The organism is Campylobacterota bacterium, assembly GCA_040752835.1.
Taxonomy (GTDB): Bacteria; Campylobacterota; Campylobacteria; order Campylobacterales; family Sulfurimonadaceae; genus Sulfuricurvum.
The window spans coordinates 12940-33691 of record JBFMGG010000006.1 but is presented as its reverse complement, the minus strand read 5'-3'; the positions used below and the strand labels follow the sequence as shown (position 1 = coordinate 33691).

Sequence of the window (20752 nt, the reverse complement as noted above, 5' to 3'; positions counted from 1 at the left end):
TATGACAAGCAAATAGTGTACCCGAAATGAGAGCTTAAAGCCCTTCGTTGATGACGTACCACAGCCGTTCCACTTCACGATCGTCCAAAAAGAGGGTAGACGCGTGTTCGTAGAGCCATTCGAGCCCTTTGGGATTGATGCTCAGGGTATGGGAACAGTGGCGGTGGGCGGGGAGAAAAGCGCGGATCAGCGAGATTTCCCCTTCGATGGGGAGGTCGCAGAAAAAGCAGTGCATCTCCCGGTGCAGCCGCCCTTCGTGTTCGAGGAGGCGTATGTAGGCCTCGACGGCTACCCGCTTGGGGTTTTGCTCTTTCCATTTGGATGCCGCGTCGTCGAGAAGGGCGAAGTAAAAGCCGCCGATCTCTTCGGAGTCTTTGAGGTGAGGGTAGAACAAGGAGATGAACTGCTGCCACAGCCGCATCCGTTCAAAGTCTCCCAGCCAGGGATACCCAAGATGAATAACGTCGCGCAGGCGGGCAATGGAGGATTTGAGGGAATGCTCCGCTTCGAAATCGATTTTGTAGCCGACGTTGATCGGGCTGTGCCGTGCACCGTAAAAACGATAAAGCGTCTGTAAGCTTTCCTCGGCTATGATGGTAACGATCGTATCTTCTTCCCGCGCACGGTTGAGGCGGATGATAAAGCCCTGCATATCTGGTTCTACTCTACACAAAAATCTGACAAATTTCTAAATCGGTCCGTTATTTTAACCTTTTTTAACCTGACAAGCGGTATAATTTACAAAATTTTGACCTCTATAAACTACTTATGTTTAAAAAGAGATTAAAAAATAACAATTTGCCGAAATTGTTCCGGTGAAAGGTGACGATTCCAGTGGAATACCGAGATTTATTACGTTCATTCAAAGACAACTGCGGGTTTGGTCTGATCGCCAACATCAAAAACCGCCCTTCGCACGAAAACCTCGAAAACGCGATTACCGCGCTCGAGCGGATGATGCACCGCGGCGCCGTCGCGGCGGACGGTAAAACGGGGGACGGCAGCGGACTGCTCCTCTCCCTCCCCCGCGAGTTTATGCGCGCTACCGCGGCGGAGCTGGGGGTCGAACTCCCTAAAATGTATGCCGTGGCGGTCGTTTTCACCCGTGACGCGTCCCAACTCTCGACGCTGGCGAAAGTGTGTGCCAACAACGATCTGAAAGTGGTTCTGGACCGTGTCGTTCCGGTCGATACGAATGCGCTCGGAGAACAGGCGCTCGCCACCCTGCCTGAAATCCACCACATTTTTATTACCCCCAATTCGCTGATGGCGTCCCAGCGTTTCGACGCGCTCGTTTACCTGAGCCGCAAGGAGACCGAACACGCCCTGGTCGACGATCCCGATTTTTACATCGCGTCGATGTCGACCCGCGTCGTCTCGTACAAAGGGTTGATCATGCCGACCCACATCAAAGAGTTTTATCCCGACCTGCAAAACGAGAAATTCAAAATCTCGTTTGCGCTCTTCCATCAGCGTTTTTCGACCAACACCCTTCCAAAATGGCGTCTTGCCCAGCCTTTCCGCGCGGTTGCCCACAACGGTGAGATCAACTCGGTCGAGGCGAACCGCTTCAACGTCGCGGTCAAATCCGAATCGATCAAAAGCGACGTTTTCACGGACGAAGAGATCGAGCGCTTGTTGCCGATCCTTCAGCCGGGCGGTTCGGACAGCGCCAGCGCCGACAATTTTTTCGAATTCCTGATCGTCAACGGTATGGATTTCTTCAAAGCGGCACGGGCCGTCATCCCCGCACCGTGGCAGAACGCTCCGCACATGGACCCCGAGCTTCGTGCATTCTACGAGTACCATTCCACCGTTTTCGAAGCGTGGGACGGTCCCGCGGCGTTCTCGCTCACCGACGGGCGTTACATCGGGTGTGTTCTCGACCGTAACGGACTGCGTCCTTCCAAATACATCATCACCGACGATGATACCCTTCTTATCGCCAGCGAATACGGGGTTATCGACATTCCCGAGGAAAAAATCCGCGAACGGGGACGTCTGCAGTCGGGGCAGATGATCGGGCTTGACCTCAAGTTCGGGAAAGTGCTCAAAGACGAGGACATCAACAACTACCTCAAAAGCTCCAACCCGTACATGAAATGGCTCAACGACCACATGATCTACCTTCAGGAGCACGTCGAAGAGCAGTACGTTACCCGTTGCGACTACGACGCCGCCAACCTGGTTGCGCGTCAGCGCTTTTACAACATCACCCAGGAGGTGGTCGAACAGGTGATCGAACCGATGATCCGCGACGGCAAAGAAGCGGTCGGATCGATGGGAGACGATACGCCTCTGGCCGCATTCAGCAGCGTTCAGCGTAGTTTCAGCGATTATTTCAAGCAGCGTTTCGCGCAGGTGACCAATCCGCCGATCGACCCGATCCGCGAAAAAGTGGTGATGAGCCTCAACACCGGCTTCGGAGAGACCCACAACATTCTCGACGAAATCCCGTCGCATGCCCACCGTCTGAAAGCGACGTCACCGGTCATTACCCGCGAAAAACTCGACGTCCTCAAATCGTTCGGAGACAAAAACTCTCCACGGTTCGAGCCGTTCTATGCCAACCGCACGTTCTCGACCGCGTACAAAGGTCCTTTGAAACCGGCTCTGGAAGCGTTGGTAGACGAAGTGGTCAAGGCGGTTCGCGAAGAGGGGATCCGTATCGTCATCCTCGACGATGCGGGATTCGGCCCCGAGCATAAAACCATTCCGATGCTGATGGCGGTCGGACGCCTGAGCCGGGCGCTGCTGGACGAAAAAATCCGTCACCTCACGTCGATCGTCGCCTGCACGAGCGAAGTGATCGATTCGCACGGTGCGGCAACCCTGATCGCCTACGGTGCGAGCGCCGTTTATCCGTCGCTTCTGTTCGCGACCGTTGCGGCGCATCTGGATGAGCACAACAAAGAGATCAGTTGCTCCGAAGCGTTCAAATCGGTTCATCACGCCATCAATTCCGGACTCCTTAAAATCATGTCCAAAATGGGTATTTCGACGATCGCCTCGTACCGTAATTCGGGTCTTTTCGACGTCATGGGACTCAGCCGCGAGATGGTCGAGGAGTGCTTCGGCGATTCGCACGTCCTGATTCCGGGGCTCTCGTACGACGATATCGACGCCCGCCTGGAGCGCAACCACAAAGAGGCGTTCGCAGCAGGCGGATTCAACCGTATGTTCCCGCTCAAAATCGGGGGATTCTATAAATTCTACAACGGGCAGGAACATCACGATTTCAGTCCCGACGTCATTCACGCGATTCACCGCGTTTCCAAAACGGGGAAACGGGAAGATTTCGACCGTCTCAGCGCACTGGTCAACGGCCGCGGCCTGAAATTCATCCGCGATTTCTTCGAGTTCAAATCCGATCGCGCACCGATCGACATCAGCGAAGTCGAGCCCAAAGAGGCGATTTTCAAACGTTTCGCCTCTGCGGCGATGTCACTGGGATCGATCTCTCCCGAAGCGCACGAATGCCTCGCGGTCGCGATGAACACGATCGGCGCGCAAAGCAACTCGGGTGAGGGGGGAGAAGACGCGGCGCGTTTCGGAACCCTCAAAAACTCGAAAATCAAGCAGGTCGCATCGGGACGTTTCGGGGTTACTCCGGCATACCTTCGCAGCGCCGAAGAGATCCAGATCAAAATCGCCCAGGGTGCAAAACCCGGTGAGGGGGGACAGCTTCCGGGGCACAAAGTCAGCGGCCTGATCGCGCGACTTCGCTATACGATGCCCGGCGTCACGCTGATTTCTCCGCCGCCGCACCACGACATCTATTCGATCGAGGATCTGGCGCAGCTTATTTTCGACATGAAGCAGGTCAATCCAAACGCCAAAGTGGCGGTCAAACTCGTTTCGGCCGCGGGTGTCGGTACGATCGCGGCGGGGGTGGCCAAAGCCTATGCCGACAAGATCATCATCTCCGGCGGCGACGGCGGTACGGGAGCGGCTCCGCTGACGTCGATCAAATTTGCGGGGAATCCGTGGGAACTGGGACTTTCCGAAGCCCATAACGCCCTCAAAGCGAACAACCTTCGCGGACTCGTCCACGTTCAGACCGACGGGGGACTCAAAACCGGAACCGACATCGTCAAAGCGGCCCTTCTGGGTGCGGAGAGCTATGCGTTCGGTACGGGTGCGCTGACCATTATCGGATGTAAGATGCTCCGCATCTGCCATGTCAACAAATGCTCGGTCGGGGTTGCGACGCAGAACGAAAAACTCCGCAAAGAGTATTTCACCGGAACGGTCGATCAGCTGATCAACTATTTCACCTATCTGGCCGAAGACGTGCGTAAAATCATGGCCCAACTGGGATACCGGACGATGGAAGAACTGATCGGACGCAGCGACCTGCTCCGCGTCGTCGACGACGAATTTGCGAAAAAATTCGATTTCAGCTCCGTATTGCACCGCGAAGAGGGTGTGGATACCTGTCAGGCAGCCTCAAACGAGCCGTTTGACGACAATGCGTTCGAGAAAAAAGTGCTCGCCGAAGTGATGGACGCGATCAAGCATCCCGAGCGCACGGTTCGCATCGTCCGCGACATCTGCAACCTCAACCGCAGTTTCGGTGCCCGCATCAGCGGCGAGATCGCGCAATACTACGGTGACGCGGGACTTAAAGAGGATACGATCCGCATCGATCTCAAAGGGATCGCCGGCCAGGCACTGGGAGCCTTTTTGATCAACGGCGTCTCGATCCGTCTGGACGGCGTAGCGAACGATTACATCGGGAAAGGGATGCACGGCGGTAAAATCGTTATCAAATCCCAGAATCAGGGGGAGGCGTTCAGTGCCGGCGGTAACACCTGTCTCTACGGTGCGACGGGCGGTAAACTCTTTATCGCCGGTTCGGTCGGTGAGCGTTTTGCGGTTCGTAACTCCGGCGCGCTTGCGGTCGTCGAAGGGACGGGTGACAACGCGTGCGAATACATGACCGGAGGCGTCGCCGTGATCCTCGGCAAAACGGGGATTAACTTCGGTGCGGGGATGACGGGAGGGTTCGCGTTCGTGTACGACGCCGACCACAGTTTCGTTGAAAACGTCAACCGTGAGCTGGTCGACGCGTTGCGGATCGATACCGACGACGGCGACGAAGCGCGCCATTATCTCAAACGTCTTCTCAAAGAGTACGTTACCGAGACCGAGAGCGAAAAAGCGAAAGAACTGTTGAAAAATTTCCGTGTCGAAATCCGTAATTTCTGGCTCGTCCGCCCGAAAAACCTAACCAAACTCCCACTCAATCCGGACAAAGGGGACTAAACCATTATGAGAGAATTTTTAACGATTGAGCGTATCGATCCCAGCAAACGGCTGGTTGTCGAACGTCTGAAAGATTTTAACGAGATTTACGAGCAGATGGGGCAAAACGACGCTTCGGCACAAAGCGACCGCTGCATTCAGTGCGGTGACCCGTTTTGTCTGAACAAATGTCCGCTGCACAACTACATTCCCCAATGGTTGAAGTCGGTAGCCGAAAAAGATTTGAAATTCGCGTTCAAACTCTCCAACGAGCCCTCGCCGTTCCCCGAAGTGATGGGGCGCGTATGCCCGCACGACCGCCTGTGCGAAGGGGACTGTACCCTCAACGACGGACACGGGGCGATCACGATCGGATCGGTCGAGACGTTCATCAACGAAGAAGGGTTCCGCCAGGGACTCAAACCCTATTTTCCGGGGATCACGACGGATAAAAAAGTGGCGATCATCGGTTCGGGTCCTGCGGGACTCTCCTGTGCGACCTATCTGCTCCGTTCGGGAATCGCCGTAACGATGTACGAGCGCAGCGACCGCGCGGGCGGGCTGCTCACCTACGGCATCCCCAACTTCAAACTTGACAAAAAAATCGTCGAGCGCCGCGTCGAACTTCTCAAAGAAGCGGGTCTGAACCTGGTTCTCGAATGCGAAGTCGGCAAAGACGTCGAGTTCGGCGAAATTGCCGACAAACACGACGCCGTATTCGTCGGGATCGGCGCGACCAAAGGGAAATCGGCCAAAATCGCGGGCGAAAACGCTTCGAACGTATTTGTGGCGATGGACTACCTTACCGCGATCCAGCGCAAAAATTTCGGCCTCTCCTACGATAAAAAGTTCGACTTCAAAGATCTTGACGTCGTCGTCATCGGGGGAGGGGATACGGCGATGGACTGTGTCCGTACCGCACGCCGCGAAGGGGCGAAAAACGTTACGTGCCTTTACCGCCGTGACGCGCACAACATGCCCGGATCGGTCAAAGAGTACAAAAACGCGATCGAGGAAGGGGTGGAATTCGTATTTCACGCTTCCCCCAAAGAGGTTATCCTCGGAGACAACGGCAGAGCGGTCGGCATCCTGATGGCCAAAACGGTCCTGGGCGCCAAAGACGAAAGCGGCCGTCAGAAAATGGAAGAGGTCAAAGGGGGCGATTTCAAAGTCAACGCCGACGTCATCATCATGGCGCTCGGATTCGATCCGGTCGTTCCCCCCTTCCTGGCCGAAAACGGGATCAACGTGAACGGCTGGGGCGGTATTGTCGTAAATGAGAAATACGAGACAACGACCCCGGGTATTTATGCCGGCGGAGATTGCCAGCGCGGTGCCGATCTGGTCGTTACCGCGGCCTACGACGGCCGTGAGGCGGCCAGAGCGATCGCCAAATCACTGCTGGGCTGATGAGCCGCTTTATCGATTCGGCCGTTGCGGCGTGCCTCGAAGTGCGCCGTATCTGCGGCGAGGAGGGAATTTCCCATTTTACCGCACACGACCGCGGCTTCGGCGGCGACGTCAGCAGCGGCATCGACCTCAGAGCCGAATCGGTCTGTTACGCGCACCTGCACCCGTATGGATCGGTGTTTTCCGAAGAAGCGGGATGGATGGACCCCCCATCTTCGGTGAACATTATCCTCGATCCGATCGACGGCAGCGACAACTTTCTCTCCCGTTTCCCCTATTACGGCATTTCCATCGCCCTGGAAAAAGAGGGCAAGACCCTCGAATCGCTGGTGTGCAACCTGGCCAACGGCGACCTCTTTGTCCGTACGCCTGATGCATATTACCGTACTTCGCTCGAAGCCCCCCAAAACAGAGAAGCGGTCGCATCGAATCCTTATGCGAAAATCGGCCTTTTCGAAAAGTCTCCGAACCATCCCGAACTTGCGGCCAAACTGATCGACGAGGGGTTTAAATTCCGCTCTCCCGGAGCATTGGCCCTCTCGCTCGCTTACGCCCCTTATGTAAAATATGTGCTATTTTTGGGTACAATGCGCCCATACGATATACAGGCGGGTCTGCATCTGAGCCGCCATCTGCACACGTTTCAAAACGACCGTTTCTTGCTCGTAGCCCAAGAGGTCGAAGTGTTTGAGCGTATTCTAGCGATTGTACAAAAGGAGATTTTTTGAGTCTATTCAACCTGTTCGGTGACTCCGAAAAGAAAAAACAGCCTACGAAAAGCGAGGCACCTTCGCACTGGGTCAAATGCCCATCGTGCCAGTCCCTGATGTACTACAAAGAGATCGAAAAGCAAAATCACGTCTGCCCCAAATGCGGCCATCACCTGCGTATCGGTGTCAAAGAGCGTCTGGCCCTTATCGCGGACGAGGGGAGTTTTGTCGAATTCGATGCGAATCTCAGACCTGTCGATCCGCTCAATTTCGTCGATAAAAAAAGCTATGCGGCCCGTGTCGAAGAGGGATACGCCAAAAATGGGACCTACTCGTCCGTTGTCAGCGGCGAATGCACCATCAACGGCGCTCCCGCCCAGCTGGTGGTGTTCGATTTTAACTTCATGGGCGGATCGCTCGGTTCGGTCGAAGGGGAGAAAATCGTCCGCGCCATCAACCGTGCGATTGACAAACGGATGGGACTCATTATCGTCAGCGCCAGCGGCGGGGCACGGATGCAGGAGAGTACCTTTTCGCTGATGCAGATGTCCAAGACTTCCGCCGCATTGGCCAAACTTGCCGAAGCGAAGCTTCCCTATATCTCGCTTCTCACCGATCCGACGATGGGCGGGGTGAGCGCCTCGTTCGCGACGCTGGGGGATATCATCATTGCCGAGCCCGGCGCACTGATCGGTTTCGCCGGCCAGCGGGTTATCAAACAGACCATCGGAAGCGACCTCCCCGAAGGGTTCCAGCGGGCCGAATTCCTCCTCGAAAAAGGTTCCATCGACATGGTGGTTTCCCGTGACGAGCTCAAAGATACCCTCGGCGACCTGCTGAACCTTCTGCTCCCCTGATATGCGCCTTTACGCACTCTGCGACGCCGACAATCTCAAGGTCAAAGGGGCGGATATCAACGCTTTCGTGAACCGTGCGAACGCACTGGGGGCCGAAGTGATCCAGTATCGGAATAAACATGCCGACATCGCCGCGATCAAAGCGGACCTGATCGTTCTGCGGCGGTTGTGGGACGGCTTTCTGATCGTCAACGACCACTACGAACTCGCCCCGTTTTGCGACGGCGTCCACATCGGGCAAGAAGACCTCTATGCCATCGACCCTGACCCGCTCAAAGCGCTCAAAATCCTCAGACTCTCAATCGGAACGGACAAGATCGTCGGCCTTTCGACGCATAACGAACGCGAGATCGCGGTGGCGAACACCCTCGAACTCAATTACGTCGGGCTGGGCGCCTACCGTGCCACCGCCACCAAATCCGACGCGAAAGTATTGGGAGAACGCCTCGACGCCATCGCCGCACTCTCGCGCCATCCGGTAGCGGCGATCGGCGGGGTACGGCTGGATGACCGGTTTCAAAACGTCACGTACCACGTGATGGGAAGCGGCATCCTGTGAACATATCCGTCATCTCCATCGCAAAAAAGGAGCGTTCGCTCTACGATCCCCTTTACCAGGAACAGATGAAAATGATCTCCCGATTCGCCAAAATCGAGGACATCGAACTCTTTCCCAAAGAGATCGCCAAGGCGCATACCATCAGCGCTGAGGCATCGCAGGGAGCGTATACGAAACTCCTTGCGCCGATGCTGGGGAAAAGCTATTCGATCGCGCTGCATCCGGAGGGGAAAAAACTGGACAGTTTTGCATTTAGTAAGCTTATAAGTGATAAAATCGCCTTGCAATTTTTTATAGGCGGCGCATACGGCTTTGAAAAAAGCTTTGTGGAGCGGTGCGACAGTGCGATCAGCCTGTCGGATCTGACGATGAGCCACAAAATCGCCAAGGCGGTCTTGCTCGAGCAGATCTACCGTGCCTATGCATTGGCTGCAAACCATCCGTATCACAAATGAGGAGCATTGATGAGAGACCATGAGTTGCATTATTTCGAGGAAATATTGCTGACCCGGAAGGCCCAGATTATCAAAAACATCACCGGCGTTGAAAGCGAAATGAATCAACTGCGCGAGCTTGAGCTCAACGACGAAGGTGATTATGCGTCCGTCAGCAACGACAACATGGTTGAAAATGCCATCGGTGCCCAGCAGATGCAGGAGTTGCAGGAAATTGAAGCCGCTTTGGCCAAAATCAAATCCAAACAATACGGTATTTGTGAAATGTGCGAAGACGACATCGGCTTCCAGCGCCTGAAAGTGAAACCGCACGCCAAATACTGCATTGTGTGCCGCCCGATCGTTGAAAAAAACAAACACTAAAAGCGAGGTAGAGAATGCAGCTTAAACGTTACACCCTGGCATCGCTGCTGCTGATGCTGCTGGTTGCGGCCGCGACGTACAGCATCAACAACGGCGCCGTATCTTTCGATCTGCTGGGAATGCACTTCCCGAACCTCCCGATCGCCTTTTGGGTCGTCGTTCCTCTGGTGATCATGTATTTCGCCAGTCTCCTGCACATGGGCGTATACGCGCTGGTCGGCAATTACAAGCTCCGCCGCCTGGGCAAAGATCACGAAAAGATGATGGACGCACTGCGCGATTCCCTGCTGGGAACGGGAGAACGCAATTACGTCTATAAAAGCGATGCCTACAAACTGATGGGGAAACTGATCGACAACAGCCTCATTCTCCCTTTCGAAACCCTCCGTTCGATCGGAAACGAAAAAATCGACGAAGCGCTTGAACTGATGCGCGACGTCAAAGAGAAGAAAAAAGTGGACATCAAAAAGTTCCACCTTCCCTCAACGGCGTCAATCGTAATCCAGAACAACCTTAACCGGCTGGAACGGGGAGAAATCGATGCGGATGCGGTGCTTTCACGTCCTGAGAGCTACGGCGACATCGTTTGCGCCAAAGCATTCGAGGAGTACGTTAAAAAAGCCTCTGCCGGCTCGATCCTGAAGTTCAAACGTTTCTTCACGAAAGCCTCTTTGCTCACGTTCGTGCAGCGGGTCAATGCGGCGGAAAACGGCATCGAGATTTCGAATGAGGAACTGATCGGTTTGTTCGGCACCCTGAAACTGCAGGGTGCGGACTGGCTGGACCTCTCTGAATCCATGGCTAAAAACATGCTCCCCGAGCAGCGCATCCGCCTTTTTGAAATGCTCAGCGAGAACAACGACGATGCGATGGAAGGGTACCTGTACACCCTTTACGATCTGCAGATGAACGATACCGCCAACGAGATCCTCAACAACACGTCGCACGACGAGTACCAGATCTTCAAAGCGTACCGCGACCTCAAAAAAGCGAACAAACATTACGACATCGCCATCTTCCTTCGCCGGAGCTGCCATTAATCACGGCAGCCAAACGGCTCTGACACTTCGCCCTCCGGGCGAAATAACCGTTTTACAGGTAAAACATCATGACTCCCAAACTCGATTTTTCAAGCCCCGTCTACGCTCTTGCACCGCTCGCGGGATACACTGACCTTCCGTTTCGCAACGTCGTCAAAAAATTCGGCGCCGACCTCACCGTCAGTGAAATGATCAGCTCCAACGCTTTGGCGTACGGTTCGCAAAAGACGATCAAAATGCTCGAACGCAGCCCGAATGAAGACCCCTACTCGGTCCAGATCGCTGGGGCGGACGAAGAGGTCGTACGTCGCGCGGTAGAGGTCCTTAACGCGCAAGAAGAGATCGACATCATCGACCTTAACTGCGGCTGTCCCGTTCCCAAGATCGTCAGCCACGGTTCGGGAAGTTCACTGCTAAAAGACCTCCCTAAAATGGCCCGCATCATCCGTACGATCAAGGAAACGTCGAACAAATCGACCCTCAGCGTCAAAATCCGCCTGGGATTCGAGTCGAAAAACCACCTTGAAATCGCCAAAATCGTCGAGGATTGCGGCGCCGATTTTCTCGCCGTACACGGCCGTACGCGTGCGGGAAAATTCAAAGCTCCGGTCGACTACGACGCGATCGCCGAGATTAAACAGGCCGTGAATATCCCCGTCATTGCCAACGGCGATATCGATTCGTACGAGAAAGCCCAGTGGGTGCTGGAACACACCGGGGCCGACGGGGTAATGATCGGACGCGGCGCGGTAGGTGCGCCGTGGATTTTCCACCAGCTCAAAACGGGATCGGCCACCGTCGATCCCCTGATCAAACACGCAATCATTATGGAACATCTTGACGGTATGGTCCGTTTTTACGGACCGCGCGGCGTCGTAACGTTCCGCAAGCACGTCCATACCTATTCCAAAGGATACGAAGGGGCTTCGGCGATGCGCGACCTTGTCAACCGGATCGACGATCCCGTCCATTTCCGGGAAGTCGTCGACGAATTCTTCCTTACCCACCGCCAGATTTCCGAAGGGTTCAGTGCATCGGATCTTGCGTGCGAGTGCTGAAGCGGACGGGCATAGGGTGAGATAAAGGGAGGCGGGATTATTAAGAGGTCCCAAAGACCGGAAGGAGAGGGGAGCTTTTAATAAACTCCCGACGCTTTTTCCTTGTAAGCGTCAAAGGGTTCGTCGGCCGCCGAACCGAGCTGAAAGAAACCGTCGAGTTCACGGTGTTTGGATTGCAGGAGCGATTCGAATTCGTTTTGGGTGACGGGAATGTTGTCCTGGAATTTGTCCAGCAGTACGGTATTCGTCCCGATCAGGACGAGATAGCTTTGGGTACCGTAGTCGAGCATCGCGACGCTGTTGATCGCGTCGAGACTTTTTTGGAAACGGATGTGTATCCCTCCGCTCTCTCCCGCTTTGATGGGGGAAATCGGCATAGCCGGTGCCGATACGGATTGTACTTCGGCGGCGGGTTTGTTGAAAAGCCAAGGTGTTTTGGGCTGTTGCGGCTGGATCACACCGGTCCGTTTGGCGATGCTTTGCTTCAGCCACAGCAGGATCCCGATCCCGATGACGAGGATCGCGATGACGACGTAATAGCTTTGCTCGAACTCATTGCTTTTTTTCGTCGGAAGGCCGGTAAGAGCCGTTTCGTCAACCGGAGAGGGAGCGGTGGAACTTGCAATCCCCGCGGCACTCATAAAGCGCAGGCGGAGGCCGTACGAATCGGAAGTTTTCGACGCCTGCATCGTGACGTCGGGAGAGACTTTGGCGATGATCTCGAGGTGTTCTCCCTGCGGTGCGATGGTGAGTTTGTTCAGATAGGCCGAATTGACGTCTTTGGTTTTGGAAGCTTCGATAAACGCTTCTTCGAGCTTTACGACGATCGTGTCGCCCTGGCGGTTCTGGCGCAGGACCCCTTCGTAGGGGGTATCGAAGGTGAGCATGACGTCGACACGGTCGTTACGATCGTAAACGTTATAGCTGAGGACTTTGGCTCCCCAGAGCATCGGGGTGAGGATAAACAGGGCGATCAGATATTTCATAGTCTCTCTTTTGAAAGATAGTAGAGTACGGCGCTCGAGTCGAGTACCTCGTTGATACGGATGGCAAGGTTTTTTTCATAGACCATGACTTCCCCTTTGCCGATGATGCGGCGATTGACGTAGGCTTCTACGCTTTCCCCCGCCGGTTTTCCCAGATCGATAGGGTCCCCTTTTTTGAGTCTCAGGATCTCCCCCAGCGTAAGGGTCGTCTGTCCCAGGTCGGCGACAAACTCGACTTCCATGTCAAGCAGCCCTTCGTAGTCCATCCATTCGAGCTCTTTTTCGAGATCGACGTGCTCGGCCTCGTGGTGGAGGGGGATTTCGGTTTCGGGTGTTTGTGTTTCATCCATCTTTAGAGCCTTTTCAACGCTATCGTCAGTTCGCCGTCGTTAATCCCGATGCATTGCAGCGCGTCGGGCCGGATCTGCGAGAGTTCCTCGGAAACGAAAAACGGGGTTGCGATCATCATCGAGGTGTCGTATGCTTCGGCGGCGAGTACTTTGGCACTGCCGACGATCATGTTCGCCGTCTCGAGGAGCATATCGGTCAGGGTCTGCTCATCGCTTTCGTCTTCTCCGAGAAAAATCTCGGCGATGGTCTGGATCAGGGTCGGATCGCAACCGATATAGGCCCTGTGCGTACTGCCGTTCGATTCGATATCGATAAAAGCAAAAAGTGTTCTCTTTTTGGGGGGCAATTCGGAAATCTCGTAGGGAAGGCGTATCTGATGAAGGCAAAAATTGGCTGCGGCTTCGACGATGATCGGTAACATAATCCCTCGTTTCTTATTCTAAAGTATCAGAAATCATTATAGCGTAAAACAAACCGATTCGAAAAGGTTTCCCTGAAGCGACAAAGGGGTATAATCGCGCGACCGGAAAATCAATACAAAGCAATGATATGACGCTGGAACTGGCACTATTGGGAATCGGGATAGGGACCCTGTCGGGTTTCTTCGGGATCGGGGGCGGGACGGTGAGCGTCCCCGTCCTGCTTTATCTGGGATTCGGGATCAAAGAAGCGATCGGGATCTCGGTGACCCAGATGGTGGCGGGGTCGTTGATGGCCGCTTTGATCCATAAACGCCGGCAGACCTATTCGGTCGGGGAGGTCAAATATTTCGGCTACGGCGGGATCGTCGGTGCAGCGGCGGGCGGTTACCTTGTCAAGATTCTGGATGCGTCGGTTCTGGAATGGCTCTTTCTGTCGATCGTCGCCTTTACGCTCGCGCGGCTGGCGTTTTCGGCTCCCGTTCCGACACGCCCCGAAATCGTCAACCGTCCCCTTTATTCGCTGATAGGGGGCGGAGTGGGGGTCTTCTCCGGCATGCTGGGGGTCGGCGGATCGATTCTGATGACCCCGATCCTGGTAAGTTTTATGGGCTTCCCGCTGAAAAAAGCTTCCGCAGTCGGGTTGTTTTTCGTCATGTTTACGTCGGTATCGGCGTTTGCCGCCCTCGCGTGGCTGGGGCTGATCCATTTTTACGAAGGGCTTGTAATGGCCCTTTCGTCGCTGGTGGGGATAATCCTGGGCATCGCGTTGCTCAACCGCATCAAGGTTGCCCGATACAAGCAGATCCTGGTGGTTTTTTACATTCTTATTTTTGCCGTCACGGCATACAAACTAATTGCGGGGTAACGTCTATGGATACGATCAAAATTATCGGTGCCAAAGAGCACAATCTTAAAAATATTTCTCTGGAGATCCCCAAAAACGCCCTCGTCGTCTGTACGGGCATCAGCGGAAGCGGCAAATCGACGCTCGCTTTCGACACCCTCTACGCCGAGGGACAGCGTCGCTACATCGAATCGCTCTCCTCGTATGCCCGCCAGTTTCTCGACCGTGTCGGAAAACCCGACGTCGACAAGATCGAAGGGCTCACCCCCGCCATCGCCATCGATCAGAAAACAACCTCCAAAAACCCCCGTTCGACGGTCGGGACGATTACCGAAATCTACGACTATCTGCGTCTGCTCTACGCCCGCGTAGGGGTGCAGCACTGCCATCTGTGCGGTAAGAAAATCTCGAAAATGTCGGCGCAGGACATCATCGACCAGGTGTTGAAACTTCCCGAAAATTCGAAGATCGTCATCCTTGCGCCGCTGGTGCGGGAGAAGAAGGGGACGTTCGCCGATATCCTCGAATCGCTCCGTCACAAAGGGTACGTCCGTGCGATGATCGATGGGGTCATGGTCCGCCTCGATGAGGAGATCGACCTCGCCAAGACGAAAAAACATACCCTCAAAGTCGTCATCGACCGCCTTGTCGTGCGCGCCGATAACCACGACCGGATCGCGCAGGACGTTGAAAAAGCACTCAAAGAAAGTTACGGCGAGGTGGAGATCGAGGTGCAGAACCATGAGGAGATGGGGCTACGGGAGGCCCTGATCCATTACAGCGAGCACAGCGCCTGTTTCGACTGCAAAGTGAGTTTCGACCCTCTCGAACCGCTGTCGTTTTCGTTCAACTCTCCCAAAGGGGCCTGTCCCGAGTGCGACGGTCTTGGGATCCGCTACGCGCTCGATTACGACAAGATCATCGATTCGGAGCTTCCCATCGAAAAGGGGGCGGTGAAGATCGTCTACGGCTTCAACAAAGGGTATTACTTCACGTTCCTCAAAGCGTTCTGCGCCGCCGGGAAAATCGACATCACCGTGCCGTTTTACACCCTTGAGGAACACGAGAAAAAAGCGATCCTCCACGGCAGCGTGGAGGAGGTCGAATTCAAATGGCAAGACCATCCGATCAAGCGGACCTGGCCGGGAATCGTCCGGATCGCCTACGACATTTTCAAGGACGAAAAAGACCTTGCCGACTACATGAGCGAAAAGCCCTGCAGCGTGTGTAATTCCCACCGTCTCAAACGCGAGTCGCTGGCGGTGCGCGTTGCCGAAAAAGGGATCGGAGAGGTGATTTCGATGCCGCTCAAAGAGACGTATGAATGGTTTGCGGAGCCGCGGACGTTCGAATATCTCAGCGATCAGAACGCGATGATCGCCGCCCCGATTCTGAACGAAATCCGCGAACGTCTCTTTTTCCTCTACGACGTGGGGCTGGGGTACCTTTCGCTCAGCCGAGACGCCCGTACGATCAGCGGCGGCGAAGCGCAGCGGATCCGGATCGCCAGCCAGATCGGAAGCGGGCTGACGGGGGTCATGTACGTTTTGGACGAACCCAGCATCGGGCTGCACGAGCGTGATACCCTCAAACTGATCCGGACCCTGCGCTCGCTGCAGGAAAAAGGGAATACCGTGATCGTCGTCGAACACGACAAGGAGACGATCGAGCACGCCGATTTCATCGTCGATATCGGACCCGGGGCCGGGAAATTCGGGGGGAACGTCGTATTTGCCGGAACGCTCGAGGAACTCAAAAAGTCCGGTACGCTCACCGCCGACTACCTCTCGGGGCGAAAGCAGATCAAGTACTTCTACCGCCGTCCCCAGGAGGCGTGGATGAGTATCAAAAACGTTTCATTGAATAATATCAAAGACCTCGACGTCCGGATCCCGCTGCAAAACTTCGTCTGCGTGACCGGGGTGAGCGGAAGCGGGAAAAGTTCGCTGATTCTCCAGACGCTTCTGCCCGTGACGCGCGAGATTCTCAATCATGCCCGCAAGGTCAACCGCATCGCGGGTGTCGAAGTCGAAGGGCTCGAGAAGCTCGACAAGGTGATCTACCTCGACCAGAGTCCGATCGGGCGGACTCCCCGATCGAATCCGGCGACCTACACGGGGGTAATGGACGAGATCCGTAACCTCTTTGCGAAAACGAAAGAGGCACAGATCCGCGGTTATACCTCGTCGCGTTTTAGCTTCAACGTCAAAGGGGGACGATGCGAGAAATGCCAGGGGGAAGGGGAGATCAAGATCGAGATGCACTTCCTTCCCGACATCATGGTCAAATGCGATGCGTGCCACGGCAGCCGCTACAACCTCCAGACGCTGCAGGTCGAGTACAAGGGGAAAACGATCTCGGATGTCCTGAATATGAGCGTCGGCGAAGCGCTGGAATTTTTCGCCCCGATCCCCAAGATCAAGGCGATTTTGCAGACCCTCAGCGACGTCGGGCTCGATTACATCACGCTGGGGCAGAACGCCGTCACCCTCTCGGGAGGGGAAGCGCAACGGATCAAGCTGGCCAAGGAACTCAGCCGCCGCGACACCGGTTCGACCCTCTACATCCTCGACGAACCCACGACGGGGCTTCATTTCGACGACGTCAACCGTCTGACCAAGGTGCTGCATAACTTCGTCGAACTGGGCAATTCGGTGCTGGTGATCGAACACAATCTCGATATGATTAAAAACGCCGACTGGATCATCGACATGGGGCCTGAAGGGGGAAGCGGCGGCGGGTTGCTCGTCGCCGAGGGATCGCCTGAAACGGTTGCCGCGGAGTGGGAGAAAACGGGAAGTTTTACCGGAAAATATCTCGCTCTTGAGTTGGATAGGGTATAATAGTCCAAAAGTGTTTTATAAGTGTATACGAGGGTGAATAATGAAAAGTTCGATTGTCAACAGTATTAAATCTCTGCCGCCGCTTCCGAAGACGGTCATCGACATGCAACGGGTTTGCAACGACCCCGACGGCTCGATACACGAGATGGTTAAAGTCGTCGAACAAGACCCTATGATCGTTGCCAACCTGCTCAAGGCCGCGAACTCTCCCCTTTACAGTTTTCGCCACGAGATCACGAACGTCGGACAGGCCGTCTCGCTGTTCGGGATGAGCATGACCCGCTCGATCGGTCTGGGGAATTCGGTCCGTAAACTGCTCAACGTCGATATGGAGCCCTACGGTATCACGTCGGAGCGGTTTGCGGAAATCTCTTCGATCCAGGCGGCATTGATGCACAAATGGTACGCCCAGATCGACCGTGCCAAGGCCGACAAGCTCTTTCTCGCCTCGTTCTTGCAGGAAACGGGGAAAATTCTCATTGCCAGCGACGTGATCCAAGAACACATGGAAACGAGCTTCCGCTCCGACATCGATACGGCGATCGATATCGCGCAGGTCGAACGCAACTACGTCGAGGAGACTACCGCGACCGTAACCGCGGCAATATTCACCCACTGGAATTTCGACGAGGAGTTCGTCGACATGATCCGTTTCTCCGATGCGCCCGAAGAAGCGCCCGAAGCGGTGGCCGAATTCGCCGTCGCCCTCAACATCGTCAAAACGATCGTCCCGGTCAACAACCCCTTCGGAGACCACCCGCTCACCCAGGGGCTTAAAAAAGCCGAAACGGCGGGGTACGACGTCTCAAAACTGCAAGAAGCCGTCGACGCGATCCGTGAAATCGAATTGGTATAACAAAGCCGACCGATGGGACAGCCGACCGTTACGATTATCGATACTTTCGGATTTTTTTTCCGCAGTTTCTACGCACTTCCCCCCCTTTCGAACCGACACGGCTTCCCTACGGGGCTTTTGACCGGGTTTGTCAATTTTATCGCCTCGCTGCACAAAGACCACGGCAGCGATTACCTGATTTTCGCCCTCGACGCTCCGGGGCCCAGTTTCCGGGCCGAGATAGATCCGCAGTACAAGGCCAACCGCTCTCCTGCACCCGAGGAGCTGAAAAAACAGCTCCCCGTCGCGATCGAGTGGATCGAAAAGATGGGATACAAGTCTCTTTCGCGCATCGGGTTCGAAGCCGACGACATGATCGCTTCCGTCGTGGCCCAGGCACGGGCCAAAGGGTATCTGGTCCGTATTGTTTCGCATGACAAAGACCTCTATCAGCTTATCGAGGACGACGTCGTCGTCCTCGTCGACGCGATCTCGAAAAAAGTGCTCAACGAGCGCCACTGCGACGAAAAATACGGCGTCCATCCGACCCAGTTTATCGATTACCAGTCCCTGATCGGCGACAGTGCCGACAATGTTCCCGGCGTCAAGGGGATCGGAAAAGTGACCGCCCAGAAGCTGCTGGCGCAGTTTGGCAGCCTGGAGGAAATCTATGCGCGTCTGGACGAAGTGGCGCCGCCGCGGATACGCGGACTGCTCGAAACGTACCGCGACGACGCGTTCCGTTCACGGGAACTGGTCCGTCTGAGCGCCGATGCGCTCGAACCGCTCGATTTCGGGCAGTTCGCGATGCATTTCGAGAATCCGTTTCTCCCGATTTACGATGATCTCGTCCATTACGAGATGAACGCGGTATTGCGCAGCCTCAAGGCCAAAGCACTTTTCGAAGAGTCCCAAAACGGTTCCGTACCCGAACCGGTGCGCTCCGTTGCCCCGACATTTCCGAAATGCGATCATCCCGAAGGGTGTGCCGTACTGATCGACACCGATGAAACGCTCTTTTCTACGATTGAATCGATCCCGAACGACGCCGTGGTCGCATTCGACACCGAGACGACGGGGCTCGATCCCCGAACCGACCGGCTGGTGGGGTTCAGTTTCAGCTGGGACGGCAAAAACGGCTATTACGTGCCGATGGCCCACAGTTATCTCGGGGTCGGACCGCAGGTGAGCCGCGAAGCGGCGAAAAAGGCAATTCTCGCACTGTTCGATCGCAGAATTATCGGGCACAACATCAAATTCGATCTCCACTTCGTCACCCGTTTCCTGGAGTGCGAACGGCTTCCGATTCTGGCCGACACGATGGTGATGGCATGGCTCTGCGACCCCGCGCGTTCGCTCTCCATGGACAATCTTTCCGCATCGCTGCTGCATCACGAAATGATCCATTTCAAGGACACCGTCAAAAAAGGGGAGAATTTCGCATCGGTCGAGATTGAGTCCGCATGCCGCTACGCCGCGGAGGATGCCTACATCACCTACCGCCTTTACGACGTCCTGCGGGACCAGCTGTTTCAGCGGGGCGGACAAAAAGCGCTGGATGAAGCCTACGATGTGGAATTCCCCTTCACCCTGACGTTACTATCGATGGAAAAAGAGGGGATTGCGGTCGATTCGGCGGTCCTGGAGGCATTTAAAAAAGAGGTTGCCGCCGAGATCGCGACGCTGACGGAGCGGATACACGCCGAAGCGGGGAGCGTTTTCAACCTCAATTCGACCAAACAGCTGGGAACGGTGTTGTTCGAAACGCTGGGGCTGCCGTCGGGTAAAAAGACGAAAACGGGCTACAGTACCGACGAACAGGTGCTCGAGGGGCTTCGCCACGAACATCCGGTGATTCCGCTGCTGTTGCAGTACCGCGAATATCACAAGCTCTATTCGACCTACATCGAGCCGCTGATCGCGCTGGCGCAAAACGATCCCGATTCGCGCATCTACACTTCGTTCATCCAGACGGGGACGGCAACGGGGCGTCTGAGCTCGAAAAACCCGAACCTTCAGAATATACCCGCCAAAACGGCCCTCGGTCTGCGGATACGCGAAGCGTTTGTCGCAGGCGGGGGGAGGGTGCTGATCGGCATCGACTACTCGCAGATCGAATTGCGGCTCTTGGCCCATTTCAGCGAAGACAGCGTCCTCGTCGATGCGTTCAATCACGGGCGCGACATCCATATGCAAACGGCGATTGCGCTGTTCGGGGAAGCCGAAGCCCCCTCCAAGCGCCACATCGCCAAAACGGTTAATTTCGGCCTTTTGTACGGCATGGGGCAAAAGAAACTTTCCGATACGCTTGGAATCAGCACCAAAGAGGCCAAAACGATCATCGAACGTTATTTCGAAACGTTCCCCAGCGTCAAAGGGTATTTTGCCGGGGTTGTGGAACAGGCCAAAGCGGCGGGTTACGTCGAAACCCTGCTGGGACGCCGCCGCTATTTCGATTTTGCCGCGGCCACCCCGATGCTCAAAGCCGCCTACGAACGGGAGTCGGTCAACACCGTATTTCAGGGGTCGGCAGCCGATCTGATCAAGCTCTCGATGAACAAAATCGACGCGATGATCCGCGAAGAGGGGATGAAAGCCTCGATGCTCCTTCAGATCCACGACGAACTGATTTTCGAAGCGGACGAAAACGAGGCGGAAGGGTATGCCCGCCGTTTCGTGGAGGCGATGGAGACGGTTGCGCAACTGCGGATCCCCCTCAAAACCTCGATGCACATCGGCAGACACTGGGGCGAACTGAAATAACAAAGGATA

The 20752-nt window shown here is 55.3% G+C and carries 17 protein-coding genes; 13 read left to right on the top strand and 4 right to left on the bottom strand.

The features are described 5' to 3' along the window. Positions 1-34: 34 nt before the first annotated feature. Positions 35-652 (bottom strand): recombination protein RecO, encoded by a 618-nt coding sequence (recO, locus tag AB1763_04445; protein MEW5832065.1) that lies wholly within the window; start codon positions 650-652, stop codon positions 35-37. A gap of 182 nt (positions 653-834) precedes the next feature. On the opposite strand from recO, the gene gltB reads away from it, so the two are divergent. From gltB to dusB, 9 genes are all read left to right on the top strand, one after another. Further along, positions 835-5268: a glutamate synthase large subunit gene (gene gltB / locus AB1763_04440; protein ID MEW5832064.1), complete on the top strand. Its 4434-nt coding sequence runs from the start codon at positions 835-837 to the stop codon at positions 5266-5268. A 6-nt stretch (positions 5269-5274) separates the two neighbouring features. Further along, the gene (locus tag AB1763_04435) at positions 5275-6657 is read left to right on the top strand and encodes a glutamate synthase subunit beta (GenBank protein MEW5832063.1); all 1383 of its coding nucleotides are present in this window, start codon (positions 5275-5277) and stop codon (positions 6655-6657) included. Next, positions 6657-7385, top strand: a complete 729-nt coding sequence (locus tag AB1763_04430; GenBank protein ID MEW5832062.1) for an inositol monophosphatase family protein — start codon at positions 6657-6659, stop codon at positions 7383-7385. The genes AB1763_04435 and AB1763_04430 overlap by 1 nt, the downstream gene beginning before the upstream one ends. Then, positions 7382-8224, top strand: coding sequence for an acetyl-CoA carboxylase, carboxyltransferase subunit beta (accD, locus tag AB1763_04425; GenBank protein MEW5832061.1), 843 nt, complete (start codon positions 7382-7384; stop codon positions 8222-8224). Before AB1763_04430 ends, accD begins: the two co-directional genes overlap by 4 nt. Position 8225: 1 nt before the next feature. After that, entirely contained in the window at positions 8226-8783 is a 558-nt protein-coding gene (locus tag AB1763_04420; GenBank protein ID MEW5832060.1) for a thiamine phosphate synthase, read from the top strand. Beyond that, complete coding sequence (locus AB1763_04415; GenBank protein MEW5832059.1) at positions 8780-9238, top strand: 23S rRNA (pseudouridine(1915)-N(3))-methyltransferase RlmH; 459 nt, start codon at positions 8780-8782, stop codon at positions 9236-9238. The genes AB1763_04420 and AB1763_04415 overlap by 4 nt, the downstream gene beginning before the upstream one ends. Before the next feature lie 9 nt (positions 9239-9247). Next, complete coding sequence (dksA, locus tag AB1763_04410; GenBank protein ID MEW5832058.1) at positions 9248-9601, top strand: RNA polymerase-binding protein DksA; 354 nt, start codon at positions 9248-9250, stop codon at positions 9599-9601. Between the two features lie 14 nt (positions 9602-9615). Then, entirely contained in the window at positions 9616-10641 is a 1026-nt protein-coding gene (locus tag AB1763_04405) for a hypothetical protein (GenBank protein MEW5832057.1), read from the top strand. Between the two features lie 68 nt (positions 10642-10709). Next, positions 10710-11699 carry a tRNA dihydrouridine synthase DusB gene (gene dusB, locus AB1763_04400; GenBank protein ID MEW5832056.1) on the top strand — a complete coding sequence of 330 codons (990 nt, stop codon included), beginning with the start codon at positions 10710-10712 and terminating at the stop codon, positions 11697-11699. 77 nt (positions 11700-11776) lie between these two features. Here dusB and AB1763_04395 read toward each other — a convergent pair whose 3' ends face one another. Genes AB1763_04395 through AB1763_04385 form a run of 3 tightly spaced genes read right to left on the bottom strand, consistent with a single transcriptional unit; the run spans position 11777 to position 13457 of the window. After that, complete coding sequence (locus tag AB1763_04395) at positions 11777-12685, bottom strand: hypothetical protein (GenBank protein ID MEW5832055.1); 909 nt, start codon at positions 12683-12685, stop codon at positions 11777-11779. Further along, positions 12682-13035: a flagellar motor switch protein FliN gene (gene fliN / locus AB1763_04390; protein MEW5832054.1), complete on the bottom strand. Its 354-nt coding sequence runs from the start codon at positions 13033-13035 to the stop codon at positions 12682-12684. The genes AB1763_04395 and fliN overlap by 4 nt, the downstream gene beginning before the upstream one ends. A gap of 2 nt (positions 13036-13037) precedes the next feature. Next, entirely contained in the window at positions 13038-13457 is a 420-nt protein-coding gene (locus AB1763_04385) for a chemotaxis protein CheX (GenBank protein ID MEW5832053.1), read from the bottom strand. Positions 13458-13585: 128 nt separating this feature from the next. On the opposite strand from AB1763_04385, the gene AB1763_04380 reads away from it, so the two are divergent. Genes AB1763_04380 through polA form a run of 4 tightly spaced genes read left to right on the top strand, consistent with a single transcriptional unit; the run spans position 13586 to position 20743 of the window. Then, positions 13586-14323, top strand: coding sequence for a sulfite exporter TauE/SafE family protein (locus AB1763_04380; protein ID MEW5832052.1), 738 nt, complete (start codon positions 13586-13588; stop codon positions 14321-14323). A 5-nt stretch (positions 14324-14328) separates the two neighbouring features. After that, entirely contained in the window at positions 14329-17145 is a 2817-nt protein-coding gene (gene uvrA, locus AB1763_04375) for an excinuclease ABC subunit UvrA (protein ID MEW5832051.1), read from the top strand. A 40-nt stretch (positions 17146-17185) separates the two neighbouring features. Then, the gene (locus AB1763_04370; GenBank protein ID MEW5832050.1) at positions 17186-18001 is read left to right on the top strand and encodes an HDOD domain-containing protein; all 816 of its coding nucleotides are present in this window, start codon (positions 17186-17188) and stop codon (positions 17999-18001) included. A 12-nt stretch (positions 18002-18013) separates the two neighbouring features. Continuing rightward, complete coding sequence (gene polA / locus AB1763_04365) at positions 18014-20743, top strand: DNA polymerase I (protein MEW5832049.1); 2730 nt, start codon at positions 18014-18016, stop codon at positions 20741-20743. The last annotated feature ends 9 nt before the right edge of the window (positions 20744-20752 follow it).